Raw genomic sequence first — 12,617 nt, forward strand, 5'->3', positions numbered from 1 at the left:
GCTCACAGGAAGCTCACAAGCTCTCTGACGGATCCTCACGGGTGGGCGGCCCAGCATGGTGTCAACGCACCAGTCGACCGGCTGGCACCACGACCGAGGAGATTCCCATGTCACGCCTTCCCTTCCGCCGAGCACTCGCAGCGGCCGCCGCGTCCGCGGTGCTGCTGGCCGGGTGCACGATGTCGTCGGAGGTCACCACCGCGACGAGCAGCACGACCACCACCACGACCCAGACGAGCGCGACGAGCAGCGACGACACCGCCAGCTCCACGGCGTGGACGACCATCTCGACCGCGGTGATGGACGCCTCGACGGGTGCGAGCGTCGCCGACATCCTCGCCGCCAACGACGCGATCGCCGATGTGTCGACCGCTGCGGACGACGCAGGCACGTGGGACGCGGCGTCCGCCACCACGGTGACGCTGTCCGACGCAGGCACGACCGTGGAGGGCACGGACGCGTCCGGGGTCACGGTGGACGGCTCCACCGTCACGATCACCGCGGGGGGCACGTACGTGTTGTCGGGGACGCTGAGCGACGGCGAGGTGGTCGTCGACGCGAACGGTGCGGAGGTGCGCCTCGTGCTCGACGGCGTCGACCTGACCAACGCCGACGGGGCGGCCGTGAACGTGGTGGATGCCGGCTCGATGATCGTCGTGCTGGCGGACGGCTCGACCAACAGCCTCGCCGACGGCGCGACCTACGCCGACACCTCCGACGAGGCGCCGACAGCCACCCTTTACTCCTCCGACGACATCACGATCACGGGCACCGGCGCGCTGGAGGTGACCGGCAACGCCAACGACGGCATCTCCAGCAAGAACGGCATCGTCATCACGGGCGACACCACGATCACCGTGACCGCGGTGGACGATGGTGTCCGGGGCAAGAACTACGTGGCCGTCGAGTCGGGCACGCTCACGGTGGACGCCGGCGGCGACGGCCTCAAGTCGAGCGAGGATACCGACGAGGCCCAGGGCTTCGTGGCGCTGGGGGCGGCGAGCGTGAGCCTGACGACCGGTGACGACGGCATCAGCGCCACCACCGACGTGACGATCGACGGCACCGAGCTGTCCGTCGTCGCCGGGGGCGGGGCGGCCAATGCCGTCGGGGAGAACGCCGAGGAGTCCCCGAAGGGCATCAACGCCGGGGTCTCGGTGACGGTCGACGCCGGCACGGTCGTGGTGGACGCCGCGGACGAGGGCATGCAGGCCGTCGCGCTGAACGTCAATGGCGGCACGCTGAACTTCACCACCGGCGACGACGGGGTGAACGCGTCCAACGGCGACGTGGTCGTCGAGGGCTACGAGAACGCCGACTCCGAATCCGACGACGGCAGCGTCTACACCCAGACCGGCGGCGTCGTGACGATCGACAACGCTGCCTCCGACGGGCTCGACTCCAACGGTTCGGCGCACGTCACGGGCGGGCTGCTCGTGGTCAACGGCACCGCACAGGGCCCGGACGGCGCGGTGGACGTGAACGGCTCCGCCACGACGGTCGGTGTCGCGGTCTCCGTGTCAGCCACGGCGGGGGAGACGGTGACGGTTGCCGGCTCGGACGGCTCCAGCCAGACCTTCACGATGCCCACCGACGCCGATTCGGTGACCATCGTGGGCCTGACCGACGGCGTGAGCTACACGGTCACCTCGGGCTCCGGCAGCGCGACCGGCACGGCCGCTGCGATGAACGGCATGGGCATGGGCGGTGGCCGGGGCACCATGGGCGGTGGCACGGGCGGCGGCATGCGCGGCCCGCGCCCCTGACCGAGCGCGACGCTCCTGACGGCCGGCCTGGGAACCACTGAGTTCCCGGGCCGGCCGCTGCCGTGAGCGCTCGGTTTCGCGGCCGCCGGGTTGCCCCCTGTCTTTATGGCCGCCTCCCTGCCGTTGTTGCCGCCGCCCTGTCCGGAACTCACCCCCCTGCTGGTGCAACGGCAGCGGGGTGCAGCGATGGCAGGGGGGTGGCTGGATCGCTAGGGAGGCGCGCGGATCGCTAGGGAGGCGTCCGGATCGCTGGGGAGGGTAGGCCGTCAGCGCTAAGCCCCGGCGCCGAGGGCGAAGTGGCTCGGTTGAGCCGGGGTCTGCAGCGCGACTGGGGCACCACCTGGCGCACCGCACCGCCACGTGGCGCACCTCAACTCCACCTGGCGCAGCGCCGCTCCCCCCGGGGCACGCATTCCCGAGCGCTCAGGCCACGGACGCCAGCGCCAGGGGGAGGACGGCGTCGGCCCCGGCGCGGCGGAGGAGGCGTCCGGCGACGGTCAGGGTCCAGCGGGAGTCGACGAGGTCGTCGACCAGCAGCACCGGGCCGCCCAGCTCAGCCAGCCGCCGGGTCATCGCCTCACCGACGGTGAACCGGCCCCACACGTCGCGCACCCGGTAGGCCGAGTTCGTCGAGCGGTTGAGCGGCTCGGCCCCCGCGGCCAGATCCAGCGGCCCGAGCACCTCGAGGCGTCCGACGCGGGCGACTCCCGTGGCCAGGGACTCCACCAGGGCCGGACGCGTCAGGCTCGGCACCCAGGCCACGGCCACCGGCCGCTCGCTCCACCCCCAGCCGGCCAGCACGCGGACCACCGCGGCGCCCAGGTCGGGCGGCACGGGGGCGTCGGGTTGGCGGCCCTCGGCGTCGGGGGCGAACAGGTCGCGCAGGCGTCCGCCCCACCCGAGATCGGTGAGCCGGGCCACGACCCGGCCCTCCTCGACCTGCTCGGCCGGCGGGATCTTGCCCTTCACGGGCGCGCCGTCGGCCAGCACCCCCAGCGTGTCGAGCCCGTTGGGCCACAGCGCCCGCGGCGCGACGGGGACGCCGACGCGGTCCAGCGTGTCCTGGGCCTCGGTGAGGTTCGCCACCGTGATCTCGATGGGGTACCACGGCTCGGCGCACACGTCGCAGCGGCCGCAGCGCGCGGCGTGGGGGTCGTCGAGCGCATCGGTGAGGAACTGCATCCGGCACCCGTCGCCCGCCAGGCGCTCGTAACCGAGCATCGCCTCCTGCTCGGCGACGCGCGCGGCGGCGATGCGCTCGTAGCGCTCGGCGTCGTAGGTCCATGGACGTCCGGTGCCGACCCACCCGCCCTGCACGTTCTCCACCACGCCGTCGACCGCCAGCACCTTCAGCAGCAGCTCCAACGGGCCGCGCCGGATGTCGACGCGTGCCTCCAGCGCCGGCACCGAGAGCGGCCCGCCGGCCTCGGCCAGGCAGGTGAGCACCGCGTCCGCCCGCGCCTGGGTCGGCATGGCGTTGGTGGCAAAGTAGTGCCAGATCTCCCGGTCCTCGGTGCCGGGCAGCAGCAGGACGTCGGCGCTCGGGGTCGCGCGGCCGGCGCGTCCCACCTGCTGGTAGTACGCCACCGGCGAGCTGGGCGCACCCAGGTGCACGACGAACCCGAGGTCGGGCTTGTCGAACCCCATGCCGAGCGCCGAGGTCGCCACCAGGGCCTTCACCTCGTTGGCCTTCAGCGCCTCTTCCGCCGCCTCGCGCTCGGCGGCGTCGGTGCGGCCGGTGTAGGGCAACACCCGGTGCCCGGCGCTCGCCAGCAGGCGCGCCGCGTCCTCGGCCCCGCTCACGGTGAGGCAGTACACGATGCCCGAGCCCGGCAGCGCGTCGAGGTGCTCGGCGAGCCACGCGAGGCGGCGCGCGGGCGTCCCCACATCAAGGACGCCCAAACGCAACGAGTCGCGCGCCAGCGCACCCCGCAGCGTGAACACGGCGTGACCGCCGGCGGCCATCTGCTCCTCCACGTCGGCGACCACGCGGGCGTTGGCCGTCGCGGTGGTCGCCAGCACGGGGACGCCGGCCGGCAGCTCGGCGATGAGGTCGCGGATGCGCCGGTAGTCGGGCCGGAAGTCGTGGCCCCAGTCGCTGATGCAGTGCGCCTCGTCCACCACCAACAGCCCGCACGTGCGCACGAGCCGCGGCAGCTGCTCGGCCCGGAACTTCGGGTTGACCAGGCGTTCCGGCGACACGAACAGCACGTCGACGGCGTCGGCGTCCAGCTGCTCCTCGATCGAGCGCCACTCGGTGACGTTGGCCGAGTTGATCGCCGCCGCGCGGACGCCGGCCCGCTCGGCCGCGGCCACCTGGTCGCGCATCAACGCCAGCAACGGGGACACGATGAGCGCCGGCCCCGCCCCGGCGCGCCGCTGCAGCAGCGCCGCGATGAAGTACACGGCCGACTTGCCCCACCCGGTGCGCTGCACCACGAGCGCGCGACGGTGTTCGGCCACCAGGGCCTCGATCGCCTCGTACTGGCCGGGGTGGAAGTCCGCGTCCGCGCGTCCGGTCAGGTCGCGCAGGATCGCCACCGCCTCCTCCCGCAGCCCCGCCGCGTCGCGCTGCACCGCGATCGCCGGCGCGGCCGGCTCGGGTGCGTCGCGCGGCGGCACCGCGTCCCACAGATCATCGGGCGGCAGCTCGTCGAAGTCCGGCGGCGGCTCGTCCGGCCAGGAGGGAGGTTCGACCGGCCCACGGTTGCTCATGGCCACCACCTTGGCACGCCCCACCGACAGTTCCCGTCGCGCCCCATGCCGGTGGGCAGCAAGAATGGGGGCCATGAGCGAGACACAGCCCTTCGCCGACCACCTCGGGATCACCGTCGACGACACCACGGTCCGGGTCACCACCACCGAGCGGCACGCCAACGTCAGCGGCACCGTCCACGGCGGCCTCATCGCCACCTTGGTCGACATGGCGATGGGCCGCACGGTGCGTGCCCAGCTCGACGACGACGCCTCCGCCGCCACCCTGCAGCTGTCGCTGACCTACCTCAACGCGGCGGAGCCGGGCGACACGCTGATCGCGACCGCCGAGATCGGCAAGCGCGGCAAGGCGGTGGTGCTGCTGTCCGCCGAGGTGGTCACCGAAGACGGCCGTGACATCGCCGAGGCCGTCGGCACGTTCACGATCACGTCCGCGGGGTGAGTGGCCCGCCTACTTGACCGACCCCGCCGTGAGGCCCCCGACGAGATGCTTCTCGATCAGGGTGAACAGGATCGCCACGGGCACGATCGCGATCACGGACGCCGCGAACAGCTGGTCCCAGTGCTGCTCGTAGCCCGTGACGTAGGCGCGCATGCCGACGGTGAGCGGCTTGCGCTCGTCGCTGATGATCAGCGTGAGCGCGACGACGTACTCGTTCCATGCCGCGATGAACGTGAAGATGATCGCCGTCACGGCCCCCGGCGCGGTCAGTGGCAGCATGATGGACGCCAGCGTGCGGATCCGCCCCGCGCCGTCCACCGCCGCCGCCTCCTCGATCTCGCGGGGGATCGAGCTGAAGAAGCCGTGCAGGATCCAGATGGCGAAGGCCAGGTTGAACGCCGCGTTGGTGAGGATCAGCGCCGCGTAGGTGTTCACCAGGTTGAGCTCGAAGAACTGCCGGTAGATGCCGACCACGAGCGAGGTCGGCGCGAACATCTGGGTGATGAGCACGACGAACAGGAAGACCATGCGGCCCGGGAAGCGCGTCCGGGCGGTGATGTAGGCGGCCGGGATGGCCACGACGATCACGATCAGCGTGGACGCCGCCGCCACGATCACCGACGAGCCGAGCCAGTTGAGGAACCGGCCGTCGGAGAGGATCTGGGCGTAGGTGTCCCACTGCCACTGACGCGGCCAGAACGACGGCGGGGAGGTCTTGTTGTCCTGGCTCGTGCGCAGCGAACCGAGCAGCATGATGACGTACGGCATCGCGAACACGGCGGCGAGCGCGAGACCGCCGAGGGTCAGCCAGACGCCCCGGGCGCCGCGGGCCCTCATGCGTCCGCCTCCTTGCGGGGGTCGACGATCTTCAGGTAGATCGCGACGACGACGAGGATGAGCAGCACGTTGAGGATGCCGGCCGCGGCGGACATGCCCACGTCCTTCTCCTGGCTCTTGAAGGCGAGCTTGTACATGAACGTGATCGTCGTGTCGTGGGTGTAGACCGGGTTGCGGTCGTTGAGGGTGTAGATGATGGGGAACGAGTTGAACACGTAGATCGTGTTGAGGACGGTCGCGATCAGCAGCGCCGGCCGCAGCAGCGGCAGCGTGATCGAACGGTAGGCCCGCCACGGCGAGGCGCCGTCGATGCGGGCCGCCTCGTACACGTCGTCGGGGATCGCGGAGAGCCCCGCGATGAACACGAATGTCGTGAACGGGATCGACACGAACACGCCGACCAGGATGAACGACCAGCGGACGACCGCGTCGTCGCCCAGCCAGTCGACCGGTCCGGCAATGAGGCCGAGCGTCTGCAGGAAGGGGTTGAGCAGCCCGTAGTTGTAGTCGTAGATCAGCACGAAGACCTGCGCGGTGATCACCAAGGACGCCGCCCACGGCAGGATCAGCGCCGTCCGCAGCACGCGGCGTCCGAGGAAGTCCTTGGACGCGAGCTGGGCGATGGCGAGGCTGAACACGATCGTGATGGCCACCACCGCGACCACCCACACCACGGTGTTGAGCAGCACGGTCGGCAGCATGGGGTGGTTCAGGACGGCGACGTAGTTGGCGAGGCCCGCGCTGCCGCGGCGCAGGCCCGTGATGGAGAAGTTGGCCAGCGAGGCGTCCACGAGCAGGACCGCCGGCAGCGCGACCACCCCGATGATCAGCACGAGGGCGGGGGCGAGCCACAGCAGGGCCGTGCCGAGGCCGACGTGGCCCGGGCTGCGGCGCCGGCGTCCGCGCCCTCGTACTGATCGGGTGGTCATCGCCTGCGTCAGCTCCCGGACTCGGCGGTCTGCTGGAGCTGGTCGAGCGTCGCCTGCGGGTCACCGGTGATGCCGGCGCCGATGTTCTGCTGCACGGCGAGCTTCACCCTGTCCCACGTCGGGTCGTCGGTCGGCGTCAGCTTCACGTTGGGCAGCGTGTCGAGGTAGACCTCCAGATCGGGGTTCGAGCTGAAGTACTCCAGGCCCGACTCGGTGACGGGGAGGAAGCCCTCGGCCTCGATGAACGCGTTGACCTGCTCCGGGGTGTAGTACAGCTCGTAGAACGCCCGGACGGCCTCCTGGTTGTTGTCCTTCTTGAACGCCATCAGGTAGTCGGTGACGCCGAAGGTGGCGGTTCGCCGCCGTCGTTGACCGGCATCGGGGCGACCGCGTAGTTCACGGTGCCCTCCTCGTCGAGCTGGCCCGCCAGCGGGCTGAAGCCCACGACCATGCCCACGCGGCCGGACTTGAAGAGGTCGAACGCGTCGGCGCGGTTGGTGCGCGCGGGGTTGTTCTGCGTCAGGCCGCGGTGATCTTCTCCGCGGCGTCGCGGAACTCGTCCCATGTGATCGGAGGGGCGGCGATGCCGGCGCGCTCGAACAGATCGGTGTTGTAGAAGAACGCCCGCGCGCTCGACAGGTCGGGGAACCCGTAGAAGTCGCCGTCGTAGGTGCCGTAGGTGACGAACGTGTCGAGAATGTCGTCCTTCACCTCGCCGGGCAGCACCTCGTCGCTGTTCCACAGCAGGTCGTCGGCGGCGTAGGACGCGTAGACGTTCAGGTTGAGGATGTCGGGCGCCTGGTTGTTCTGGATCATCGTCGAGCTCTGCTGGTCGATGCTGTCCCACGAGACGATCTGCACCTCGAGGGGGATGCCGGTCTTCTCCTCATAGGCGGTGGCGAACTGATCCCAGAACGCCTTGGTGTGGCTCGAGCTGTACTCGGCCGCCACGAGGGTCAACGACTCGGGGGCGTCCGTGCCGCCCGAGGCCGCGTCACCCGAACCGGTGGTGCCGGAGCCGGTGCCGGCCCCCGTGCCGCCGGCGCAGCCGGCGAGCGCCACGGCCGCGGCGGCCCCGATCGCCCAGATCTTCGTGCCGAAGGTGGCCATGGTGCGTGCCTTTCGTTCGGTGCCTGGTGCCCACGCCCGCTCGGGAGGAGCATTCGTTCAGGCTGTTGACGAACCACGGTAGCGGCCAGTGTGCGGGCCGTCGAGTACTACGACGGTGTGAGGTCACGATTTGTTCACGATGTGAACGGACCCATCGAGCTCGGGTTCGTCACGCAGCTGGACGCCGGCGTCCGTCGGGACGCCTGCCCCGGCCAGCGCGCCCACGACGATCTCGTTGGCCCCGGCCCGCCACAGCGGCAGGGCGGCATACAGGGTGCGCTGCGGCCCGACCTCGTCGAACCGGCCGAGCAGGACGCCGTTCAACCAGCAGAAGCCCCGGCCCCAGCTGGGCAGGGCGAGGAAGCCGTCGGCGGGGGCGTCCACCACCATCTCGGCGCGGGCGAGCAGCGGGCCGGCCGTGGCGGGGCGCGACGCCGACCAGCGGACGCCGCCCAGCCAGGCGGGGTCGTCGATCGTGAGCGCGCGCGAGGCCCAGCCGTGCACGAACCGATCGCCCAGCCGGACGCCGGTGAGCCCCTTGCGTTCGCCGAGCCGGGGGCCGAAGTTGATGCGGCCGGCGTTCTCGACCACCAGGGTCAGCTGTCGCTCGGCCCCGTCCGCGCGAGGGGTGAGGGGAAAGCGGGCCTCGCCGTCGTTGCGATCGGCGGTGCCCGCCGACACCCCGTCGACGAGCAGCTCCGCGCGGTCGGCCAGCCCCTCCAGCACGAGGTCGCGGCCCTCGGGGGGCACGAACGTGCTGCCCTCGTACAGGGCGAGCCCGTGATCGGCGCCCAGCTCCTCCAACGGCAGCGGGTGCGCAGCGTGGCGCGGCGGGCCGAACAGGTCGGCGTGGTCGAGCAACGACGCCCACCCCGTCACCGCCACCTGCTGCGGCCGGTGCCGCGGCAGGGGAGCGGGGGCCGGCGGCGGCGTCCGCCCCGTGTGGGCCGCTATGACGTCGGCGTAGGCGTGGAACTTCGCGGTGAGCTCGCCGGCCTCGCCCACCGGGGCGTCGTAGTCGTAGGAGGTCACCGTGGGCTGGAGGCGCTCCCCGTCGTGGTTCGCGCCGCTCCACAGGCCGTGGTTGGTGCCGCCGTGGGCCATGTAGAAGTTCACGCCCGCCCCGGCGGTGAGCATCTCGGCGAGGGTGGCGGCGGCGTCCTGCGCCTCGCGGGTGTGGTGGGGCTCGCCCCAGTGGTCGAACCAGCCGTTCCAGAACTCCATGCACACCGGCGGATCGTCGGGCCGGACGCGGCGCAGCTCGGCGAACGAGGCGGCCACCCGGGAGCCGAAATTCACGGTCGCCGTGACGCCGGGCACCGCGCCGTGGGCCAGCCAGTCGGGCCCCGGCCCGTCGGAGGTGAACAGCCACACGTCGACGCCGCGGCGCACGAGGCCGTCGCGCACGTGGGCGAGGTAGGCGGCGTCGCTGCCGTACGAGCCGTACTCGTTCTCCACCTGGACGCCGACGACGGGGCCGCCGCGGGTGGCCAACAGGGGGGCGATCTCGGCGACGGCGGCGTCCAGCCAGCGGTCGACCGTGGCGAGAAACGCCGGGTCGGCGGTCCGGAGTGCCATCGGCGTGCGCATCAGCCAGGCGGGCAGGCCGCCGAAATCCCACTCCGCACAGATGTAGGGCCCGGGCCGGACGAGCACGTCGAGGCCCAGCTCGCCCGCCAGCTCGATGAAGCGGCGCACGTCGCGCGGGCCGCTGAAGTCGATCGTGCCCGGGGTGCGCTCGTGGTAGTTCCAGGCCAGGTAGGTCTCGACGGTGTTGAGGCCCAGCGCGGCCACGCGCTCGAGCCGGTCGCGCCACAGCTCGGGGTGGACGCGGAAGTAGTGCACCGCTCCGCTGATGATCTGGTGGGGGCGTCCGTCCCGGACGAACCCGCCGTCGACGATGTCGAGGGTCATGCCACGCTCCTGAAAAGTTCGGACAACAAACGAAGTATTGTCCGCACGGGAGGGGCGGTCAAGCCCCGGCCGGCACCAGCGTGGGGTCGGCGAACACGTCCTCCAGGGCCAGGAAGGCGCCGCCGCGGGCCGCGGCCATCAGCCCGAGTTCGGACGCGACCACGCGGGCGTGGTTGCCGGCGTCCAGGGCCCGTGCCTGCAGGCGGGTCTCCGCGACGGGGATGATGAACGCGCCGAACCAGGCGAAGTAGCCACCCAGCACGATGGCCTTGGGGTTGAGCACGTCCACCAGCACGGCGAGGCCCTCGGCCAGGTGCTCGGCGATCGCGGTGAGCGCGGCCAGGGTGGGCGCGTCCCCGGCGTCGGCGCGGCGGCGCAACTCGTAGAGCCGGTCCTCGATCGGACGCCCCGGGTCGCGCAGGCTGTCGCCGGCCGGGGCGGCGGACTCGAGGAGGGCGTTGAGCCCGACGACCGTCTCCCAGCATCCGGTGCGCCCGCAGTTGCAGGGACGATCATCGGGGGCCAGGTGCAGGTGGCCGACCTCCCCGGAGAACCCGGCCCAGCCGCGCATCAGCGCGCCGTCGGCGATGATGCCGGCGCCGACCCCCACGTCGCCGGTGAGGTAGACGAGGTCACTCACGCCCTCGCGCGCGAAACGGACGGACTCGGCCAGGGCCGCCAGCTTGGCGTCGTTCTCCAGGCGGATCGGCGGGGTCGGCTCGCTCAGGCGGGTCGCGTATTCCCTGACCAGCGCCACGTCGCGCCACCCCAGGTTGGGCGCGAAGCGCAGCGAGCCGCTGGCGTAGTCGATGATGCCGGGCGGCGAGACGGTGATGCCGGCCACCCGGGTGCCCGACTCGGCGAGGGAGTGGATCATGCGCTGCAGCTGGGTGGCCGTCCGGTCCAGCACCTCGGCCAGGGGGAGGTGGGCCACGTCGAGCGGGGAGACCTGCTCGCGCACCACGGTGCCCGCGAGCGTGACGGCGGTGAAGGACGCATAGTCGACGGCCAGCTCGATGCCGATGCCGGCCACCCCGCTGCCGTCCAGGGCCACCGTCGTGCCCGGACGCCCCACCGCGCCACCACGCTCCAGCGCGCCCTCGCGCACCAAGCCCCGCTGGGCCAGGTCGGTGACGAGGCTCGAGGTGGTCGCCTTCGACAGGCCGGTCTCCTGTGCCAGCCGGGCCCGGGAGCGTCCGCCGTGCGCGCGCAGGTGCCGCAGCAGCAGGCCCATGTTGGCCGACCGCATCTCGGCCTGCGCGACGCGACCGGCCCCCGGTGTGCCTGCTGCCATTTCGTGCTCCTCGTCGGTTGCGGTGGGGTGTGGGCGGACGCGGCGTCCGACAGGCCCGATTGTGTCACGTGCGGGGGGACTTGACAGCCGCTTAATTAGTTAGGATGCTGTACGAACAATCAATGCCCGCGCTGGTGCGGGCTCAGCAGAGAGGCAGACGCCCCATGGAGCACACCGTGGCCCGCGCAGCCGGCGTCCTCGCGGCCGTCGCAGCGCTCGCAGCGACCTCCGCCTGCGCGGGGACGCAGGCGACCACCACCGCACCGAGCCCGGCGGCCCCGGGCACCACCGCCGTCACCGGTGGCGAGCCGGTGGAGATCGCCTACCTGCACCGCCTGCCCGACGGCGAGGGCATGACCAAGGTGGCCGAGCTGGCGGAGCAGTGGAACGAGGAGAACCCCGACATCCAGGTGACGGCGACCAAGTTCGACGGCCGCGCCGCCGAGATGATCACCAAGATCGAGGCCGACGTGCAGGCCGGCACCGCGCCGTGCCTGGCGCAGGCCGGGTACGCCGAGGTGCCCTCGCTGTTCACCCGCGGCCTGCTGGCCGATGTGACGAGCGAGGCGGCCGGGTACGCCGACAACTACTCCGCGGGCGCCTTCAGCCTCATGACCGTGGGCGGCACGACGGTGGGCCTGCCCCAGGACGGCGGCCCCCTCGTCTACTACTACAACGCCGCGGAGTTCGAGCGCCTCGGGCTGACCGTGCCCACCACGATGACCGAGCTCGCCGACGTCGCCAAGACGGCGGCCGGCCAGGGCAAGTACGTGGTCGCGTTCCAGCCCGACGAGGCGCAGTACTGGCTCGCGGCGCAGGCGGCCGCAGCGGGCGGCACCTGGTTCTCCGCCGAGAACGACGCCTGGCGCGTGGATGCCGCGGGCGAGGCGTCCCAGCAGGTGGCCGGCCTGTGGCAGGACCTGCTCGACTCCGACGCTGCGCTCGTGGAGCAGCGCTGGGGCGACGGCTTCCGGGGTGCGCTGAACGACCAGTCGCTCATCGGCACGATCGGCGCGGCCTGGGAGGCCCCGCTGCTGGCCGGCGACATGGCGGGCACCGCCAACGAGGGCCAGTGGTCGGTGGCGCAGCTCCCGTCCTTCGGGTCGGAGGCCATGACGGGCCCCGATGGCGGCTTTGGCGTCGTGGTGCTGCGCACCTGCGATCACCCGGCGGAGGCCATGGAGTTCAACAACTGGCTCAACACGCAGATCGACGCGCTCGTCTCCCAGGGCCTCGTCGTGGCCGCCACCGGCCCGATGGAGACGCCCGAGGCGATCCGCACCTTCTACGGCGGCCAAGACGTGTTCGCCGAGCTGGCCACCGCCAACGAGAACCTGAACCCCGACTTCCCCTACATCCCCACCTACCCCGCGATCGGGGCCGAGATGGCTGCCGCGGCGGACCGGGCCGGGTCGGGGCAGGGCACGGTGATGGACATCTTCACCACCGCCCAGGAGGCGTCGGTGTCGTCGCTGGAGGACGCCGGCCTGCCGGTGGCTCGCTGACGTGGCGGCGACGGGGAGGGGAACAACCATGGCCGCACGTGACCGCCGCGCACGCGGCGGACGCGGGTTCGGGCGCCGCGGGTTCGGACGCAGCCACGAGGCGCG

General features: G+C 72.1%; 11 protein-coding genes. 3 read left to right on the forward strand and 8 right to left on the reverse strand.

Features of this window, described 5'->3' with window-relative positions; all coding sequences use genetic code 11:
• The first annotated feature begins 107 nt into the window (after positions 1-107).
• Complete coding sequence (locus IFY26_RS01835; protein WP_232547301.1) at positions 108-1,766, forward strand: carbohydrate-binding domain-containing protein; 1,659 nt, start codon at positions 108-110, stop codon at positions 1,764-1,766.
• Positions 1,767-2,189: 423 nt separating this feature from the next.
• Here IFY26_RS01835 and IFY26_RS01840 read toward each other — a convergent pair whose 3' ends face one another.
• Entirely contained in the window at positions 2,190-4,481 is a 2,292-nt protein-coding gene (locus IFY26_RS01840; protein ID WP_232547302.1) for a RecQ family ATP-dependent DNA helicase, read from the reverse strand.
• Between the two features lie 73 nt (positions 4,482-4,554).
• On the opposite strand from IFY26_RS01840, the gene IFY26_RS01845 reads away from it, so the two are divergent.
• The gene (locus IFY26_RS01845; RefSeq protein WP_232547303.1) at positions 4,555-4,923 is read left to right on the forward strand and encodes a PaaI family thioesterase; all 369 of its coding nucleotides are present in this window, start codon (positions 4,555-4,557) and stop codon (positions 4,921-4,923) included.
• A 9-nt stretch (positions 4,924-4,932) separates the two neighbouring features.
• Here the strand turns inward: IFY26_RS01845 and IFY26_RS01850 are convergent, their stop codons facing one another.
• The 7 genes from IFY26_RS01850 to IFY26_RS01880 form a co-directional block, all read right to left on the reverse strand.
• A complete protein-coding gene (locus IFY26_RS01850) occupies positions 4,933-5,760 on the reverse strand; it encodes a carbohydrate ABC transporter permease (RefSeq protein ID WP_232547304.1) in 828 nt (275 codons plus the stop codon).
• On the reverse strand, positions 5,757-6,689 hold the full coding sequence (locus IFY26_RS01855; RefSeq protein ID WP_232547305.1) for a carbohydrate ABC transporter permease: 933 nt from the start codon (positions 6,687-6,689) through the stop codon (positions 5,757-5,759). Before IFY26_RS01855 ends, IFY26_RS01850 begins: the two co-directional genes overlap by 4 nt.
• An 8-nt stretch (positions 6,690-6,697) precedes the next feature.
• A complete protein-coding gene (locus tag IFY26_RS01860) occupies positions 6,698-7,015 on the reverse strand; it encodes a type 2 periplasmic-binding domain-containing protein (protein WP_232547306.1) in 318 nt (105 codons plus the stop codon).
• Positions 7,015-7,254 (reverse strand): hypothetical protein, encoded by a 240-nt coding sequence (locus IFY26_RS01865; protein WP_232547307.1) that lies wholly within the window; start codon positions 7,252-7,254, stop codon positions 7,015-7,017. Before IFY26_RS01865 ends, IFY26_RS01860 begins: the two co-directional genes overlap by 1 nt.
• A complete protein-coding gene (locus IFY26_RS01870; protein ID WP_232547308.1) occupies positions 7,209-7,799 on the reverse strand; it encodes an ABC transporter substrate-binding protein in 591 nt (196 codons plus the stop codon). The genes IFY26_RS01865 and IFY26_RS01870 overlap by 46 nt, the downstream gene beginning before the upstream one ends.
• A gap of 123 nt (positions 7,800-7,922) precedes the next feature.
• The gene (locus IFY26_RS01875) at positions 7,923-9,713 is read right to left on the reverse strand and encodes a glycoside hydrolase family 35 protein (RefSeq protein WP_232547309.1); all 1,791 of its coding nucleotides are present in this window, start codon (positions 9,711-9,713) and stop codon (positions 7,923-7,925) included.
• A gap of 58 nt (positions 9,714-9,771) precedes the next feature.
• Positions 9,772-11,007 carry an ROK family transcriptional regulator gene (locus tag IFY26_RS01880; RefSeq protein ID WP_232547310.1) on the reverse strand — a complete coding sequence of 412 codons (1,236 nt, stop codon included), beginning with the start codon at positions 11,005-11,007 and terminating at the stop codon, positions 9,772-9,774.
• A gap of 164 nt (positions 11,008-11,171) precedes the next feature.
• On the opposite strand from IFY26_RS01880, the gene IFY26_RS01885 reads away from it, so the two are divergent.
• Positions 11,172-12,512: an ABC transporter substrate-binding protein gene (locus IFY26_RS01885; protein ID WP_232547311.1), complete on the forward strand. Its 1,341-nt coding sequence runs from the start codon at positions 11,172-11,174 to the stop codon at positions 12,510-12,512.
• Positions 12,513-12,617 lie beyond the last annotated feature (105 nt).

This window comes from Propioniciclava soli, from assembly GCF_014858005.1.
GTDB classification, from domain to species: domain Bacteria; phylum Actinomycetota; class Actinomycetes; order Propionibacteriales; family Propionibacteriaceae; genus Propioniciclava; species Propioniciclava soli.